This is a genomic window from Pyxidicoccus fallax (assembly GCF_012933655.1).
In the GTDB taxonomy this organism is placed as follows: domain Bacteria; phylum Myxococcota; class Myxococcia; order Myxococcales; family Myxococcaceae; genus Myxococcus; species Myxococcus fallax.
Genome location: NZ_JABBJJ010000256.1, coordinates 1 through 18261 on the forward strand (window position 1 = coordinate 1; position 18261 = coordinate 18261).

At 62.8% G+C, this 18261-nt stretch carries 10 protein-coding genes; 6 read left to right on the forward strand and 4 right to left on the reverse strand.

The window, feature by feature from the left end:
• The 3 genes from HG543_RS37965 to dptG form a co-directional block, all read left to right on the forward strand.
• Positions 1–1727 (forward strand): glycoside hydrolase family protein (locus HG543_RS37965; RefSeq protein ID WP_211194424.1); only part of this gene is annotated, 1727 nt, incomplete at its 5' end.
• 206 nt (positions 1728–1933) lie between these two features.
• Positions 1934–4804: a protein kinase domain-containing protein gene (locus tag HG543_RS37970; protein ID WP_169349819.1), complete on the forward strand. Its 2871-nt coding sequence runs from the start codon at positions 1934–1936 to the stop codon at positions 4802–4804.
• An 8-nt stretch (positions 4805–4812) separates the two neighbouring features.
• Positions 4813–6468, forward strand: coding sequence for a DNA phosphorothioation-dependent restriction protein DptG (gene dptG, locus HG543_RS37975; protein WP_169349820.1), 1656 nt, complete (start codon positions 4813–4815; stop codon positions 6466–6468).
• On the opposite strand, the gene HG543_RS57185 is transcribed toward dptG, so the two are convergent.
• Together HG543_RS57185 and HG543_RS57190 are read right to left on the reverse strand one after the other, a co-directional pair.
• Positions 6432–6827: a hypothetical protein gene (locus HG543_RS57185; protein ID WP_371876524.1), complete on the reverse strand. Its 396-nt coding sequence runs from the start codon at positions 6825–6827 to the stop codon at positions 6432–6434. The two genes, dptG and HG543_RS57185, sit on opposite strands and share 37 nt — an antisense overlap.
• A 1488-nt stretch (positions 6828–8315) precedes the next feature.
• Positions 8316–8564, reverse strand: a complete 249-nt coding sequence (locus HG543_RS57190; protein WP_371876525.1) for a hypothetical protein — start codon at positions 8562–8564, stop codon at positions 8316–8318.
• A 2817-nt stretch (positions 8565–11381) separates the two neighbouring features.
• Here HG543_RS57190 and HG543_RS57195 point away from each other — a divergent pair.
• Positions 11382–12194, forward strand: a complete 813-nt coding sequence (locus tag HG543_RS57195) for an FtsK/SpoIIIE domain-containing protein (RefSeq protein ID WP_371876526.1) — start codon at positions 11382–11384, stop codon at positions 12192–12194.
• 133 nt (positions 12195–12327) lie between these two features.
• On the opposite strand, the gene HG543_RS37985 is transcribed toward HG543_RS57195, so the two are convergent.
• The gene (locus HG543_RS37985) at positions 12328–12450 is read right to left on the reverse strand and encodes a transposase (RefSeq protein WP_169349822.1); all 123 of its coding nucleotides are present in this window, start codon (positions 12448–12450) and stop codon (positions 12328–12330) included.
• Between the two features lie 613 nt (positions 12451–13063).
• Between HG543_RS37985 and HG543_RS37990 the strand changes: the two genes are divergently transcribed.
• Together HG543_RS37990 and HG543_RS37995 are read left to right on the forward strand one after the other, a co-directional pair.
• A complete protein-coding gene (locus HG543_RS37990) occupies positions 13064–13693 on the forward strand; it encodes a TetR/AcrR family transcriptional regulator (RefSeq protein ID WP_169349823.1) in 630 nt (209 codons plus the stop codon).
• Positions 13690–14565 carry an alpha/beta fold hydrolase gene (locus tag HG543_RS37995; RefSeq protein WP_169349824.1) on the forward strand — a complete coding sequence of 292 codons (876 nt, stop codon included), beginning with the start codon at positions 13690–13692 and terminating at the stop codon, positions 14563–14565. Before HG543_RS37990 ends, HG543_RS37995 begins: the two co-directional genes overlap by 4 nt.
• Positions 14566–14592: 27 nt before the next feature.
• Here the strand turns inward: HG543_RS37995 and hrpA are convergent.
• A partial coding sequence (hrpA, locus tag HG543_RS38000) for an ATP-dependent RNA helicase HrpA (protein ID WP_246357579.1) occupies positions 14593–18261 on the reverse strand: 3669 nt, incomplete at its 5' end.

Consider the following 18261-nt stretch of genomic DNA (forward strand, 5'->3'; position numbering starts at 1 on the left):
CCCCGAGGACTTCCCCGCCCTTGGCCACGGACCCGCTCAGAGCCACCCTCCCGAGCACCCTCCAGTTCGTGGCCCAGCAGCTCGACGCGACCGCGAACGCACTGCCGTCCACGGCCTACCCGACCTCCACCACGCCGGACGGGACCTGGGCCACCCGGGAGCCCAGCTATTGGTCGAGCGGCTCGCTCCCCGCGAGCTTCTGGCTCATGTACCAGTACACCGGGGAGCCCCACTGGAAGGCACGGGCCGAGCGCTGGCAGGCCCGGATCGAACCGCAGAAGTTCGACACCGAGGACCAGGACGTGGGCGCGCAGATGCTCGCCAGCTTCGGCAATGGCTACCGGCTGACCGGGGACGAGACCTATCGCGAGATTGTCCTGACCGCGGCCGAGTCCTACTCCCACCGGTACAACGCGAGGATGGGCCTCCTCCGGTCGCGAGGGGAGCCCGACGACGCAGTCGACTTCCGGGTCATCATCGAGAACATGCGGACCATGGAGATTCTGTTCTGGGGCGCCAGGAATGGCGGCAGGCCCGAGTGGTACGACATGGCCTATCAACACTCGCTGACGGCCATGCACAGCCATGTGCAAGGCAATGGCCGCACCCGCCACGTCATCAACTTCGACCCGGCGACCGGAGAGGTCAAGGAGCAGGGCAAGGAGAAGAGCTGCACGTGGGAGACGACGTGGTCGCGCGGGCAGGCCTGGGCGCTCTACGGCTTCACGGTGGCGTACCGGGAGACGGGCGACCCTCGCTTCCTCCAGACGGCGCGCGACATCGCGGACTACTTCCTCGCCCATCTCCCGGAGGACCAGATTCCCTACTGGTATCTCGAGGCCCCCCGAACTCCCGATGAGCCACGCGACAGCTCGGCCGCGGCGATCGCCGCGTCGGCCCTGGTCGAGTTGAGCCAGCTGGAGCCCGATGCCAGTCAGCACGGCATGAGGTATTGGAATGCCGCCAGGGGCATCCTCTCCTCGCTCTCCTCGCCCGCGTACCTCGCCAGGGGCAAGTCCTCCCGGGCCATCCTGCTGCACGGGACGGACAACAAGCCCAATGGGCACTACGACACCGGGTTGAGCTTCGGCGACAACTACTTCATCGAGGCGCTGCTGCGCTATTCCGAGGCGCGGCCTCCATCGGAAACGGGAGGCTCGCTGCGGACGCGCTCCCCGCGCGCTCCCGGGCCAGGGGCTCGCGGTATCCCCCTCGCGGGGACGATGGAGCCCATCTCTGGCATGGAGGCGATGCGCGTCGGGTTCGAAGTGGACGGGCGGCGCCAGGACGCCTCCGCTGACTTCCTGGAGAATCGCTTCCCCGCCTCCGATGAGTTCTCCGTCGCGTTCGACCTGCGCATGGAGGCGCTGCCCTCCTCGGACACGCGCCTCATGTCCTTCACCCGGGGCGACACCGTGCGGGTCAGCCTCGTGCTTCGCCGCAGCGGCGAGCTGCAGCTGAGCAACGGAGAGAGCGACGTCGGCGCCATCTCCATCAAGCTGCGGCCAGGTCAGAGCTACCGGGTGGCCCTGCGCCAGAAGAAGGACAGCGGTCCCTACGTCACCCTGGAGGCTTCATTGGCGAAGCAGGGTGAGGACTTCGACTGCCCGTTCGCCTCCAGCCGGGTGCTGCAGCCCCAACCCACCGCCGACCGGCTGCGTCTCGGCGCCACGGACGGCCCGCGTAGCGCCAGCATCGAGAACCTCACGCTCTCTCCGGCGTCGTGATGGGGCTTGGGAGTGTGGAGTTGACCCGCGGAACCGGGGCAACTTCAGTAGACGGGTACGCGGCGTACCAGACGGCCACGACAAGCGGGTCACGATTGACCGAGAGCAGAGCGGTGAGCTGGCACGCCACGTTTGCAGCTTTTTGTGCTCGGTCTTGTGTAGGGCTGGATTGCGAGATTGAGGCCTTCATCGTCTAAGATGTGTCCGTGAGCCAACAGGGAAGCACGCAGATTGTCGCGACGGACAAGCAAGGGCGAAGTTACCGCTACCAAACTGACGGCGAGCCTATCGGGGTAGGCTCAGGTGGGCAGGTGTTCCTCGCTCGCAGGCTGCCAGATACGGCAGATGCTGCCGCAGACGAGGTTCGGCGCGTCGCAATCAAGGTTACACAAAGCCCCAAGTGGAAGACCTACCTCGCCGAAGAGGCGCGACTGCTGCACCGACTCCAGGAGCAGGAGGACCAACTTGTATCCCATATGGGTGGGGGTACCTATCGGCTCGTCCGAATTCATTCAGGCCCGGAGCCATTGACGGCTGACGACCCGTACCGCTCCTCCCTCATCGAGCTTGAGTACCTGGACGGAATCACGCTCCGGCAGTGGTTTGACAGCGTCTGGGTGCAAGGACCACAGCCCTCCGCAGAGCAGATACTCAGCGAAGTTCGGCTTATTGCGCAGCAACTGGCCGAGGCCCTTGCCCAGCTAGAGAGAGGCCAAACGCGGCTTGTCCACCGTGACATCAAGCCGGACAACGTGATGCGGACAAGCCGCGGGTTGCGCCTCTTCGATTTCAACGTGGCTCGAGAGGACAGTGCCTCTACCAAGACGCAGCATGTAGGAACACCCGGCTACATTGCGCCCGAAGTGATAGAGGGCGGCGTCTACGATACGCGGGCTGATCTCTACAGCGTTGGGGTGCTGTTATGGGAGGTTGTGCATCGCCGCAAGTTCGACCCGTACACCGATACCGTTAAGGTGGAAGGACGCGCTCAGCTGCGTTGGCCTACTGCAGTGACAGCCGAGTGGCCCGACAGTTTTGCTGCCGCACTTCGGCAGCTCCTTACCGGGTTGGTGACCGACGTCAGCCTTCGCCTTCCTTCTGCTGCGGCGCTGCTCAAGGCAGTGCGCTCTCTAGAGGATCAGCACTCGGTCGCACCCTCTGGGAACGATCCTCTCGCGCCACTCGACATGATTAGCCTTTTATCCGAGCTAAGGCCAAGCGGACTTGCGGCAGTTGTGACTGATACGAGCGGTAAGGTTGCCGAGCAGGCGTTGCAAAATTATTTGCGCACGCGCATGCATGTGGATGATGCGCTAGAGGATTGGCTGCTTGACGAATTGCGCCAAGCTGCTTCACCTCCGAAGAGGCGTCCTACTCTCTTCGTCCTCGCTGGGAATGCGGGGGACGGTAAGAGTCATCTTCTCTTCCGAATCCTCAGAATGCGACTGAGCAAGGAGCCCGAGCTACTCAAACGCATTCGCGCAATCGCGGACGCCACTCACGCACTTGCTCCTGATGCCAGTCAAGCGGACCGCCTCAGCACGTTCTTCGCCCCCTTCGCGGACGAAACACAGGCACATGATGATCGCGTGCACCTGATAGCGATGAACACTGGCATGGTAATTCGCTTCTTCGAGCAGACCGGCGCTCGCTTCTTAGGGCTTTACCGCGAACTCCAGCGCCAGCTTGGGCTCCGCCGTGCTGCTGCGGGAGAGCCAAAACCAGCTTGGCGAGTGGAGGTCATCAACCTCGACCTTCGCGATCTACTCGCCTCGACAGATGGGGTCAAACTGAGCTTCGCAGAGCGAATGCTTGACCGACTTGACCCTGAGCATCCCGAGGGCATTCCAAGTCCCAAGTGGGGCGAATGTCAAGCGTGCCCGGCTTTCCAACTCTGCCCGGTGGCCTTCAACCTCCGGGCATTAAAGTTACCCGTCGCACGCAAAGCGCTAGTGCGGACGCTACAGCGAATTGGCCTTGACACAGACGTACACCTCAGCCCCCGCAATCTGTGGGGTTTTATGTATCGACTCGTAACGGGCGGAACCGAGCGCTACGATCTGCCGACGCGAGCGCTTGGCGAAGGTCCGTGTGATGTAGTCCGCACGCAGGCAGCAAAAGGCAACGGCGAATGGCTGCTATCTGGTCAGTTTACGGAAACGCTCTTCCGCCAGCAGGCCGCAGGGGCTGTGTGGCAAGCACTTTCTCGTCATGACCCTGCATTTAGCAGTGCCCCGGCCATTGACCATTTACACACGCGCCTTTCGATCAAGACCGAGCTAGATAATAATCCTGAGACAATTCGCAAGTTGGGGGGGGATGGGCAGACACTCGCAGGACTTTCCCTCGATGCGCTCACCGCTATGCTTCCCCGCGACGGCTCCTTCAAGGGCGGCCGTCGGGACGCTGCTGTCCGCCGACAAGTGATGTTTGACGAGGAGGCCTTCCAAGCATGGTTCGCTCAGGAAGGAGCTGAAGACTTCTCGAAATTGCTGCGGTCCTACAACGACTTTAGCCATATTGCGCGCACTCCGAGCCAACTTCCAGAAGATGCCCGCACACGCCTGCGTGAGTTGCGGGAGCTTGTGCAACAGGTATTTCTCCTTGGAAACGGCCGCACTGTGGACGGCGCTGCGTATCTTCAGGTCAGTCAGCCTAACGTGCGCGCACGCAATGAGCTCCTCGTGCGCGCAGACAGCGCAGCCCTCGACGATATTTTCAATATCCAGAAGATCGTTGCTCCAGACGTACACATTGAGGCTCATGTAGGACGCCCAGCGCTGCTGACCGCGCTCGGCTACCGTCCCAACCAGGTCACGCTGACGCTGCTCGGGGTGCGCCTCACTGTCGACCTTTCTCTATATGGGTTCTTGCGGCGCGTATCCGCCGGGCAAAAGCCGTCGATGCGCGATCTCACACAGCACCAAGCACTGCTGTATATCGGCGAGCGCGTTGGTAACGAGCTTGCTCAAGCACGACGCGCCAAGGATCTGTACGTATGGGACGCAGATGCTCATTCCCTATCACGTTTGCACATCGACGACTTTGGGCAGCCACACCTCAAGTCGACTCGCTAAGGAATCGCATGCCGATTGACTCAAAATGGCTCGCACATGTTCGCGAACTCACTGATCTTGGAACTCGCGACACGCTGGATATCGAGGGTATCGAGGTCGAGCTGCCCATTCCCAACGGGCGCGGAGCGACACGCTTTCGTGATTGGCAGCGTCGAGTTTTACCGGATATCGTACCTGATTCAGTCAATGCCGATGCCCCAGAACGAACGCCGTTCCGGCTCCTGTTCGCGCTCACCACAAGCCACGTGACGCACGCCTCTATGGAGGAAGTTCTCGCCGGGGAGCTACGCCCACTTGAGGACCTATTTCGCGCTGAAACTCTTAAAAAGAAGATAACGCTTGCGTTCCATGTGCTCGCGGTAAAAGCCGCAAGCAAGGGAGAGAACGACTCGAAGGGGTTCACTGAGCGGTCTTTGTTGCTTCTGTGCCGTAAGGACGACGGCTTGCTCGATATTGAGCTTGTACGAGATCTGGTCGAGCAGCTGCGTCGCCCACTCGCAGATCTCGATTTGGCTCAACGTATTGTGCTCGAAAAAGTGCAGCCAGGGTGGGACCCTGCTAGCGAGCCCACGTTTGAGTTGCCAGAGACGGCAAAGTTGCCGGAAATTCCCTTCGACCGAGAAGCCTCGCGCCTTTTCCGTGAGGACGTGCGAACCCTTATTCAAGCGGCCCTTGCCCCTGCAGACTTCTTCCAGCAGCTTAATCTCCTGCTCATTCTGCACCTCGGATTATACCAGCCGCGTGTCGCAAGTCTCTTGAATCCACAAATGGAATGTCTCTACCGAGAGATGGTTGACCCAGATCCGCGGAACTTGCGCGATCTTGAGGAGATGGCAAGAGCTCATGACCGCCGCCACCCCTTCACAGGGTCGCTGCATTGCCGAGCCCCAGACCCAGAGCTACGTACCGTCACGTTGCGCACTCCGGCTCGGGTAAGCTTCGAGGAACTCGACACCTCGCTTGCCGTATTTCACTTTCACGTTCTGTTGCTCGTCCAATTACGACGGCTTGCCGAGGCGTATTTCACGCATCAGTGGGAACAAACGTCAGCGTGGCGAGCGGGAGAACTCACTGCTGAGGTAGCTGCGAAGCTACAGGCAGCAACGCAAGGCCCACGGCAGCTTCTCACTCACATGAGGCAAGAGCCCCAGTTCTCAGCGTTCCTCCACAAAGCGCTTACAGTGCTAGCGGTGCGGTTTGCGCGAACCCAAATTGCCGATACCAGCCGAGAGCGCGCCTTCGAAGAACTGGAAAAGGCGGCCAGTCCCTTGCATGCCCTGCGTCGCATGTACGAAATGTATAATATACAGACAAGCCGCAATGCAACAGGCAGCCGCGCGTACCGACAAGGAATTCAGGTCACCTCAAGTTTGCTACAGCAGGGCCAATATGGCCTCGTTCAAGGACGCCAGCGTGTCGGCGCATTCTTTGAGATTGGAGTAGGGCTCCTCCCACTTATTCTCCTCCTATCTGTCGGAGCTGGCCGAGAGAAAGTGCCTGTAGAGAATCTGTGGATTCGCCTTGAGCGATATGGGCTGCGCTTTGATGCTGACGAACGCGAGCGGCTCCTCACGCACCTGCGATCGCTGGGCGTCTACGAGCGGTTTAGTGATGCGGGTGAGGCCGCCTACGTGCGCAACTTGATGACGGCAAGGGCCGCTTGATTATGACGAACCATAATTGCATGCCCGTTTCGCTCGGTGATCTGTGTGCCGAACTTGTTCTCAAGCGGCTGATGGATCAGGGTTTCCGCTCCTCGAACCGTCACATCATTGATTATCTGCCGGACGACGTTGGAGAGGTGCTCTTCTCGGCACTTCTGCAAAAGGCGCAAGTTCAGATTGACGTTCACATCCCCGAGGAGGGAGGGGGCAGTGAGCGCAAGGTGCAACTTGCCGCCATTGACCAGGGAGTCTATCAGGTTATCCCCTATTTTGTGCAAGCTACCGGAGGGCTTGAGGCGCCGCCCAGCACTCGACTCAACCGTGGGAGCGAGGGATTCGCGAGTTGCCTCCGCGATCATTACGCTGTGGACGCCCTGATTCCAAGGTTACTTGTTGTCGTAACGACAGCAGGTAATGAGACACAGAAGAGTGCGCAGGATCTACTGGCGGACAAGGCGCTTCTCACGCTCGATCAGATTCTAGCGGCCGTAGCTGATCAGTCTGGTGCACCACCGGAGTCACCGCTGCACAAGGTGGCCGAGGTGTATCGGAAACACCAATCAGCCCAGGCCCGCTGGACTCGCGTTGTGGAAAACTTTGAGACGTACGTGCAGACCGTTGCGGACATGCCTCCAGAAGAGCAGGGCCGCCGGCTCCCAATGCTCGGGTGCTTTCTGGCAGACCCTACGCCGGATTTCGCTGATGGCGAGCCGGTACGAATACTTGAGGATAAGGACCAGCGACGGCGCCAACGAGGTGAGGGGCGCCTCTACGATAACGCGCTCTTGTGCGAGTTCCTCAATGAGGCGTTCGACAACCCTATTGTCGACCCCGAGCACGTCCTTGCTGAGGTCTTTGAGGATCAACCGGACAAGGCACAGCGCATCGCTAAAGGAGGGCGGGAGGGAATTCGGGACCTCGATATCGGAACGTTCTCAGGAATGGAGCTCAGGAGGCAGCGTCGGCAAAAGAACACCTTCAATCGGAGTACGCTTGGGGTCTCTGGTGCTGCCCACCATCATGTTCTCGGGCACTCAGACGACTGCCTTCTCGCTGTATCTTCCCTCCAGTCCTTCACTGTGCGCATGCGGCTTGGCCGGCCCTTTAATAGCCGCAAGGAGCGGGCTCAAGTCATCGTTTGGGACGCAGCGAGAGGTCGGCTTGACCCGCGTCAAATCTCCGTTGATGACGGTGCGGAAGAAGTCGAGTTCTCACTCCTGCCGCCGCCCAGAGACGGCTTTGCTGTCGTACGATTGGCCCTGACGCGGGGGCCGAGAACCTTGCGACATCCAATTGATGCATTGATGGTCGTAATCTATGGCAGCGACGCCGCTGAAGTAGTTGCTGAGGAAGGGCGCCAAGCGAGCCTCGAAGACCAAGCGTGGATTGCAGAAGGCCAGTACGCCTTTCACCGCTACACGACGGTAGGATCTGACCCGATACGCGTTGGAGATGTTGAGCTCGCCGATGCCACACGAGAGTTGGAGGATCGGCCTATTCATTTGGTTCTTCTTGAAGGCAGTCCCCTCATGCCAAGAGTGGTCAAGGAGCGGCCTGCCGAGGAACTCGATGAGCCTGAGGAAGGACAATTCTCATACGAGGAACTTCTTGAGTTTGCCTGTAGTACTGTGCGTCTTGGTCATCGTACTACTGCCGTATTGCGCAAAGCCAGCCCCTATCAAGATGCAGTTACTGAAGTAAACGAAGTGGCAACACGATTTAAGGTCGACCTTGCGGAAGGCGTGGCGCGAGAGATTTGGCCTGCGAGAACGGCTTCAGAGCCATTCCTCTATGAGCGGGCGGTAGCTCGCCTCCTTCGCACGCCTACTGAATCGGGGGTTGAACGCCTAGGAATCCAGTGGCAACCCTCGGTGGAACCAACGGAACTTGACCATGCAGCAGTTCAGCGGTTCCGAGACGCACGCACGCACGTGCGAACTGCGCTCAAGACTCTCGCCGAAGAGCGCTTTCCTCGATTCCGCCGCGGTGTAGATGAAGCTGCTGTAGCTATCACGTTGCTCCCTCTTGCCCGCGCGCGCCGCGAAGTTGAAGCCTACCTCGCTGCTTGGAATGACACGGTGGATGACCTGCTGCACGCAGGTGCTTTGCGCTATGGGGGTGCACACGACGCTCTCCTCCAAACGGATACTCTGCGGGTGCTTGACGCGGAAGGACGCTTACAACGCTTGGTGGTCCTTCCCACTCATCCTTGGTTGCTTGCCGCGATTCTGAAGTTTCAGGAGAAGTTCGAGCACAACATCCAGACAGCGAAGGAAACTCGAGGCGGTGTGCTGGGGTGGCGTTTCGAACTATCTAGGGAAGAGATAGAGCAACTGGTACCGCGCATTGTCCTCGATGATTGGTATCTCTGGCAAAACGGAGATGCGCGCCTCCTTCTGACAGATAGTGCTGCTTTTCATTTCGAGTACCTGCCCGAATCGCAGCATGTACATCGTAAGCCCCTCGACTACGTGAGCCGCGTCGTGGCGAACAAGGTGGCGCGCTACCTACGTATGCACCCACATCTTCGCGATGAACGACGAGCACTGCGCATCGGCTTTGTCAACGCAGGCGATGGAAAGCATCTTTTGGAAGGGCTTGAACTGTGGCTGCGAAATACAATGCGCGAGCATGCGGACCGGATCCGCGAACTCCCGATGGAGCATATTCCTGCGATCGATGTCTTCTTCTTCGCGACCGGGAGTGATTCGAACCATGGAGCGGCATTCGAGCGCTTCTTCCACGAGCAAGTAGGTGCAGCTGACGAGGATGTCATCCGCCAGGCGCTGATGGCGCGCCTTCGCTACCGCTTTTGTGGGACAGTTGGACCACAATCACACCTAGACGCAGTGCACTTGTGCTTCGTACATGGTCTCGTCGACGCACGGCGGCAATCCGGGAAGACTGGCCAGCTTAACGAGTGGTGGGACGGTGCATTTGGTGAAGGACTATTGACTACGGCTTTGCGTCGCACGCTGCCTGCCGGTGCCGACAACCGACTACACAGCCAACGCGGACTGTGGGTGGACGCAGATGCGGTTGGTCTCCGCGGAGCTCTCGCAAGGCTCCTTGCCCTTCAGCGAGGTTGCCGAGATAGTGATTTGTCCCGAGACAAGGGCATCTACTGGGAATGCTCGCTGCCAAATATGCGGGACCTCTCCAGTACCTACCAACACAGCGATTGGGTTGTGCATCTCGATCGGGAACTGTCGCTGGAAGTATTCCGCCGCGGCAGCCTCGAAGAGGCTCCCACAATTATAGAGTATAGTGACCAGGAAGTCCCTGAAAGCCCTGGCTACGATACTATTACAGTCACTCGGAATGCACTTCCTTATCGTGATCAGTTAGGTGAGATTCTCACGACGGCGGACCTCGACGTGGCCGGTCGGGCTGCAGAAGCACGTCGCGCCGCCAATGCTATCCTTGACGACATCAACGTGCTCTCCGGGTCTTGGGCACTCGACTTCCTCCTTGGCAGCATCGCCGACACGCGCACTAGCATGCGGCTCAAGGGCAACGTTGGGGCGACACTTGCGTACCGCTGGCTGCGCCGGATGGAGCAAGGGGCCCGCGGAAAGGCAGTGATTGAGACGAACGCCGGGCCTGTTGTGCCGGTGTATGTGAGCCTTGAAGACTTGCTTCGTGCGACGCCCGCCGCCGGACTCAGTCGCAAAGGAGGGCTTGTCTACCGCTACACGAACGAGGTCGAAGACAGTGAGAACAAGGAGGCGGCGCGTTGGTGCGATGACCTCCTCGTCCTATACCTCACTCCCACGAACAAGGGCGCCCCCTCGCGTCTCTTCGGACGTGTCATTGAAGTTAAGTTTGGAAAAGGTGCGCTAGGCGCCAAAGAGAAGGCAGTCGGCCAAGTCCGCAACACCCAGCAGTTGCTACAAGAGCGGTTGTCAGGCGATCAGAAGCCTCTAGATGCTGAGTTTCGGCACAAGCAACTGTCGCTCCTCATTAAAGCCCAAGTCGAGCAAGCTGTCGCCATGGGCGTCATGGATCCAAGCGTGTACGAGTTTTTGGACGTACCCGCGCTGTCCGCCAACCTCGCGACTGGAAACTACTCGGTTGATTACACAATCGGAGTTGACGGGCAGCATTTGGCGGGAGATGCGTTTCTGTTGCACACCGGGCCATCGATTGATGAAGAGGTACGGGCGGAGGTCCAAGAGGGCGTGCGGGTAATCACCGTTCCGCGCAAGCTCGTTGAGTGGCTTGCATTTGAACTCGCAGATAGCCCGACACTCACAGCTGTTCCCAAGTCGACTCTGCCGCGTCTTGGCCATTATACATCAGCCGAAACGGTGACGGGGGCCTCGCGTCGCCATTTGGTTGGTAGCTCCGTGAGTGTTCAGTCTGCATCCGCGGCTGAATCGCTTGCAGAGGCCACGCTTTCATCTTCGAACTCGCTTCCTCCCGATGTGGAGAATTTGTCGTTCCCGGCATTGGCACGGCCAGAGCAAGTCGAGTTGGTGCTGTCTGTCCACGAACATTCGCCACAGGGGCAACTCGTCCCCTCGCCCCGCGAGGCGACGGCGGGTTCCGTGAATAGAAGGACTAATCTCAAAGAAGCTATCGAACTCCCTGTAAAGGTCGCTCCCTATCCTGACGAGACCGTGGTCTCTACAATTGCTCGCCTTGAGCGTGCGCTGGTAGGTCACCGAGTGCAACTCGCATCTTCTCCATCTGCACGTGAGACCGACCGTGGGCCGAGGTTGTTGCGTGCACACGTTCGGCTCGCGGCAGGTGAGTCAATTAATGCCGTTCGCCGCATTAGCGAGGATGTTGCGCGTGTGGTTGGAACTGCTACGTCGGATATCCATATTACAAACGTTCCGGAGCGGCATGCGATTGGTCTTGATCTGCCGATTCAAGGGCTTACCTATGCAGTCAGCTTTGACGAGTTGATGCAACATCCGTCCTTCTCGGCGGCGCGGGAGGAGCTAATACTCGGGTTCTGCGCCGGCATCGATGTTACCGGCAGAGCCGTATGGGTCGACCTCGCGACCATGCCGCACATGCTCGTCGCAGGGACTACTGGCAGCGGCAAGACTGTGTTTTTGCGAAGCCTGATTCTCACTTTGTTACTCAATCGAAGTCCCAGTTCACTCAAGCTGCGTCTATCGAGCAGCAAGCCAATGGACTTCCGCGTCTTCGCTCAAACACCTCAGGCTGCAGACCGCTCTATGGCAAAGGACGCTCAAGAGGCGAAGTTGCTGGCGGACGAACTGGTGAAGGAGATGGAGCGTCGCTACGGCATTCTCGAGGATGCGCTGTGCGACAACTTGGCCGAGTACAATAAGGAGAATCCATCACGCGCGGAGCCGTACATTGTCGCTGTGTTCGACGAGTATGCTGAAATGGCGTCGAGCTTCACCGAGAAGCATGATAGGGACGCATTCGATAGTGCCATTAGCCGACTCGCGCAGAAGGCGCGGGCCGCAGGCATTCACCTCGTCCTCTGCATGCAGCGCCCAGACGCCAATGCACTCAAGGGGGCTATCAAGGCGAACGTTCTTCACCGTTTCGCTTTGAAGCTGCCTCAGAACCATGATAGTCGTATTATTTTAGACGAGGCCGGGGCGGAAACCCTACTTGGTCAAGGGGATCTCCTCTATAAGGATGCCAACAGTCGGCTCTACCGTCTTCAGGTTCCGCTTCTCGAGAACTCGACACTCAAGAACTGTCTCCAGCAGGCCTCTCGGCAGAGTGAGAATTAAAGGATAGGCAATGGCGGAACCAACCGGCGAGCTTCGCGAGAGGATTGCCCGCGCGTAGCCGCCGCACCGCTCGGGCCAGCTCATCAAGGGGACGAGGGGCGAGTTTGCGCAGCTGCCGCTTCAGGTCGGCCCATCACAGCTCGATAGGTTTGAAGTCAGGGCTGTAGGCCGGCAGGTAAACCACGCACGCGCCCATCGCCTCAATGGCCTGGCGCACGCCATTGACTTTGTGCGCGCCCAAGTTTTCCATCAGCACGACATCTCGGGCTGCAGCCAGGGACACAGTCGCTGGCGCACGAAACGTAGGAAGACGCGGTCATTAACCGCTCCCTTGTGCGTCGCCGGCTTGGGGCGCCAACCCAGACGGATGGCATCTACCCGCGTTAGCGTCATTCACCAGCCGCCGGGTTGTGTGCCCACGGCATGTTGGTCCCCCGGAGCCCAGTCGTACTCGAGCGTCATGGAGGTGGGGCACCGCAGCCTCCGCAGCACAATGCGGTCCATTCACCTGGGAAAGGGGAGAAGCACCGCGCCAGCCAGATGTTGGAGGAGGGGGACGGGGCAGCTCCCGGCCTGGAGAAATCCTGGAGCCGCACAGGAACCCGAAAAGCGCCGGAGCTGGAAACCGCGGTTGCGTCAGTGGCTTCCTGCCCCGATTGAAGTGTCCCCGACGGGATTTGAACCCGTGGAGGATGGGTGCCCCAACCCCGCGACGGCACACGCTTTTCGAGCACGCGAGGGCAAGCGGATGGAAGAGATACTCACCCTTCCGAGCTTCTGAGCTTATCCGGGCTGACCGCCCGAACCGACGCACGGTCGACAAGGAGGAGGCAGTTCGTTAAACGTGTTCATTGAACAGGTTCAACGAAATGTCCGGTCCCAACCGCCGTGCCATCCAGAAGGAAGAGACCCGTCGTGCGGTGCTGGACGCCGCACGTGAAGAGTTCGAACGGGTCGGCTTCGAGAGCGCGAACCTTCGCTCCATCGCCGCGCGGGCAGGCGTGTCCGCGGGGACGGTGCTTCACTACTACGGCGACAAGCGCGAGCTGCTTCATGCCGCGCTGTTCGACGATCTCGATGCGACCTGGCGCGCGGCGCTGGGAAACCTCGGCAGCGGACCGCTGGAGAATCAGCTGTCCCGGCTCACGGCCGCGGTGTTCGGCTACTACCAGGCGCGGCCGAAGCTCTCACGGACCCTGCTGAAGGAGTCGCTCTTCGCGGACGAGCCCTGGGCGTCGAAGTTCGCCGCGCAGATCGCCTCCGTGACCGTGGAGATCACGCGGCTCGCGGCGCGGGCCATCGAGCGTGGGGAGCTGCGCGAGGACTGCAACACGGCGCTGCTCGCCGCTGCCTGGGTCTCATTCTTTCACTTCGGACAAATTTCGTGGGCGCAGGGCGCGTACCCCACGCCGGTTTCCCTCATTGATCACCTCGTGCGGCAGCACCTGCAGGGGCTTCGACCCGTCGAGAAACAGCCATCCACAAGGAGAGCCCGATGAAGTCCGTCTTCAGAGGTGAAGAGGCGAAGGCATCGATGCTGCAGTGGTTCGACCGGTTCCGCGAGCGGATCCCCGCCCCCACGGAGAGCCGCACGGTGAGCACGCGCTTCGGCGACACGCACGTGCTGGTGGGCGGACCCGAGGAGGGGCCCAGTCTCGTCGTCCTCCACGGCGCGCTCGCCAACTCCGCCATCGCCCTCGTCGAGATGGCCCCCCTGCTGAAGCACTTCCGGGTCTACTCCGTGGACGTCATCGGCCAGTCGGTGAAGAGCGCGGACACGCGACCCTCGGTGTCGAACAACGATTACGGGCTGTGGCTGCGGGACGTGCTCGACGGGCTGTCGCTGCAGAAGCCCCACGTGGTGGGGGTCAGCTGGGGTGGCTTCGTCGCCATCCGCCTGGCCGCCTGTGCCCCGGAGCGGATCAACCGGCTCGCGCTGCTGGTGCCGGCGGGGATGGTGAACGGTCCGGCATGGGCCGGCATCACCCGGATGGCCATCCCCATGATGCTCTACCTGAGGTCGCCGTCGGAGCACCGCCTCAAGGCGTTCCTGAAGAACCTGCTCACCAACTGGGACGACAACTGGAGCACGTACATGGGCGATGCCTTGCGCGCTTACGACACGAACATGCGCATGCCCGTCCTCGCCAAGCCTCACGAGCTGAAGAACTTCAGCGCGCCGACGCTGGTCATTGGCGCGGACCGGGACCTCAGCTTCCCGGGAGAGAAGGTCCTCGCGCGCGCGGCCGAGCTCTTCCCTTCACTCACCGACAAGGAGCTCATCCGCGACTGCAACCACTGCCCGCCCACGACGGATGAGTTCCGCACCTGGGTGTCGAACCGGATCCGCCAGTTCCTGCACGCGAGCTGAATCCCAGGGTTCGAGCATGGGCGGCTTCTAGCGCAGCGCCGCGAGGGCCGCGCCGACCTTCGCCACCGTCACCGACACGGGCGTCGTCACCTCCGGAGCGAAGAGGGCCACGCGGAGCTCCTCGAAGGCCCACCGCAGCTCCTGCGCCGCCTCCTGGTCACGCACGGTGGCGCGCTTGGTAAGGAAGGTCTCCCACAGGGGGGTGAAGGGCGCGGCCTTCCCTGCGTCCTTGCCGGGGTTCGCCACCGCACGCGACAGCCGTGCCTGGGCCGCGAGGAGGTAGCGCGGGTAGTTCAGCAGGCGCGCGAAGGGAATCCACTCGATGAGGTTCGCGGGGAACAGGTGCCCGAGCTGCGAGCGGATGTCCCGCACGGCCGCCGCGCCGCTCGGCCCCTTGGATGCGGCCTTGAGCGCGGCGAGTGTCGCGGCGAGCTCCGAGGAGATGACAACGACGGCGTTCGCCCAGTCCCGGGCCGCCTGCTCGATGCGCGGTGAGCCCTCACGGACCAGCGCCTCGAAGGCCGCCTTCGTGCGGGGCAGCGGCGCACCCGGTGCGAGCTTGAACGCATCGTCGACGCTGCGTGCGAGGACGAGCGCCCGGAAGGCGTCGGCCTGGCCCCTCGCGGGCGGCGCGCCGTCCAGGGAAGGGAAGGGCGGCGGCATGCGCGCGGCGCTGACGGCCACGTGTCCGCGCGCGGCGAGCATCAGGAGCCGGCGGACCCCCGTGCGCGTGGCCGCGTCGGCGGCGGCGGAGGTCTCGAGCAGCACCAGGTCCACGGCGGCGCCCCGGTCGACGAGCGCGGGGTAGCTGCGGACGTCGAGCCCGCCGACCCGCCGGGTGACCACGGGGGGTAGCTCGCCGAAGGTCCAGGCCGTCAGCCCCTTGCGCTCCCAGTCCGAAGCCGGTGCCGCGCTGCGCAGCGCCGCCCGTGCACGTCCCCCGTACTGCTCGAGCAGCGCGTCGGTATCGCGGCTCCGCGCGAGCTCCTTTCCCCGCTCGTCGAGCACCCGGAGCGTGATGCGCAGGTACGGCGCCACGGCATCCGCCCGGAGAGACTCCTCGGGCAGGTCCACGCCGCACAGCCGGGACACCGCACGCGCGAGCGCTGGAATCATCGGCCCGCGGAAGGGCACCAGTTCCTTCTCGAGACGGTCGACCAGGTCCGGCACCGGCCCCAGCTGCTTGCGCTGGGCGCGGGGGACCTGCTCGAGCAGGTCGGTGAGTTTCTCCCGCAGCCACCCGGGGATGGTCCAGTCGAGCTCTCCCGGGACCAGCTGGGCGAGCAGCAGCAGCGGCACGCTCAGGGTGATGCCGTCGTCCTCGGCCGCGGGGTCGAAGGTGTACGTCACCGGCACGGACGCGCCGTGCAGGGTGATGGCGTCCGGGTAGTGCGCCGGGGACAGGCCCGGGTCGTGCGAGAGGGCATCCTCCATCGAGAGGACGAGCACGTCGGGGTCGGCCGCCTCGGCCTTGCGGCGCCAGACCTCGAAGCTCGCTCCGTCCGTCACGTCCGCCGGGACGCGCTGGTCGAAGAACATCAGCAGCGCCTCGCTGTCGAGCACCTCGCTGCGCCGGGCCTTGTCCCGCAGGCGCGCCACGCGCTCGAGCACCTGGCGGTTCTTTTCCTGGAACGCCCCCCGGGTGCGGTACTCGCCGCGCACCAGGGCATGCTCGAGGAACATCAGCCGTGCCCGGGCGGGGTCCATGCTGGCCAGGGCCACGGGGCGCTCCTTGAAGACCTGGAGCCCGAAGAGGGTCGCGTTCTCCTTCACCACGGCGCGCGCGGACTTCTCCGACCAGTGCGGTTCGGAGTAGCTGCGCTTGAGCAGGTGGGGGGCCGCCGCCGCGAGCCACTCCGGGTCGAGCTTCGCCACGGTGCGCGCGAACAGCTGGGACGTCTCCACGAGCTCGAACGCCATCGCCCAGGCAGGGGGCTTCTTCGCGAGCGCCGACGAGGGGTGGACCATGAAGCGCGTCTGCTTCGCGCCCGTGTAGTGGCGCTGCTCCGGATTCCACTGGCCGATGCGGGACAGGAGCCCGGTGAGGAGCGCCTGGTGCAGGGCGTCCCCGCGCGCCGGGGCGCCCCGGCCCTTGCGCGGCAGGCGCAGCTCGCGGACGGTCTCCTCGAGCTGGCGCTGGACGTCCCGCCACTCGCGCACCCGCAGGAAGGACAGGAAGTTGTCCCGGCACACGCGCCGCAGATGGGACGTCCCCCGGCCCTCGGCCTCGCGCACGAACGCCCACAGCTTGAGGAGCCCCGTGAAGTCCGAGTGCTCGTCACGGAAGCGCCGGTGCGACTCGTCCGCTTTCTGCGCGAGCTCCCGTGGCCGCTCGCGCGGGTCCTGCAGGTTGAGCGCCGCGGCGACGATGAGCACCTCGTCCAGGCACCCGTACTCGGCGCCGGCGAGAATCATCCGCGCGATGCGCGGGTCCACCGGGAAGCGCGCGAGCTGGTGCCCGAGCGGCGTCAAGGTGCGCTCCTTGCCCTCGATGGCCCCGAGCTCCTCGAGCACCCGCCAGCCCTCGGCGATGGCCCTCGGCTGGGGCGGGTCGAGGAAGGGGAAGTCCTCGACGTCACCGAGGCCGAGGGACTTCATCCGCAGGATGACCCCCGCGAGCCCGGTGCGCTTGATTTCCGGGTCGGTGAAGGCGGGCCGGGTGGTGAAGCCCACCTCGTCGTAGAGGCGCACGCAGATGCCCTCGCGCACGCGGCCGCAGCGCCCCTTGCGCTGGTCGGCGCTGGCCTGGGAGACCGACTCGATGTGCAGGCGCGTGGTGCCCGAGCGCGGGTCGTAGCGCGACAGGCGCGCCACCCCCGTGTCCACGACGTACACGATGCCGGGGATGGTGACCGACGTCTCCGCGACGTTGGTGGCGAGGATGACCCGGCGCTGGGGGATGGTGGCGAAGACGCGCGACTGCTCGGAGGCCGACAGGCGCGCATACAGGGGCTGCACCACCGTGCCGCGGAGCTCGCGCGCGTTCAGGGCATTCTCGGCCTCGCGGATTTCCCGCTCCCCGGGGAGGAACACGAGGACGTCCCCGTCCGGGTCGAGCGAGAGCACGTTCGCCACCGCATCGGCGACGGCGTCGGCGAGCTCGGCGTCCTCGGGGGGCGGCTCGTAGAGCACGTCCACCGGAAAGGTACGGCCCTCCACCTGGATGACCGGAGCCCCCCCGAAGAACTGAGAGAAGCGCTCGGTCTCGATGGTGGCCGAGCTCACCACCACCTTGAGGTCGGGGCGCCGGGGGAGGATGCGCTTGAGCCACCCGAGCAGGAAGTCGATGGTGAGGCTGCGCTCGTGGGCCTCGTCGAGCACGATGGTGTCGTAGCGGCGCAGGAGCGGGTCGCTGTGAATCTGCGCGAGCAGGACCCCGTCGGTCATGAACTTCACGGCTGTCTGCCGGGACGAGCGGTCCTCGAAGCGAATCTGGTAGCCGACGTCCGTGCCCAGCTCCGTGCCGAGCTCGCGTGCCACGCGCGCCGCCACGCTCGTCGCGGCGATACGACGGGGCTGGGTGACGCCAATCTGGCGCGGGCGGCCGCGCCCCATGGCGAGCAGGACCTTCGGCAGCTGCGTCGTCTTCCCCGAGCCGGTGGCCCCCGCGACAATGACCACCTGATGGGCGGTGATGGCCGCGGTGATGTCCTCCACCCGGCTCGAGATGGGGAGCTCGGGGGGGAAGCGCAGGGT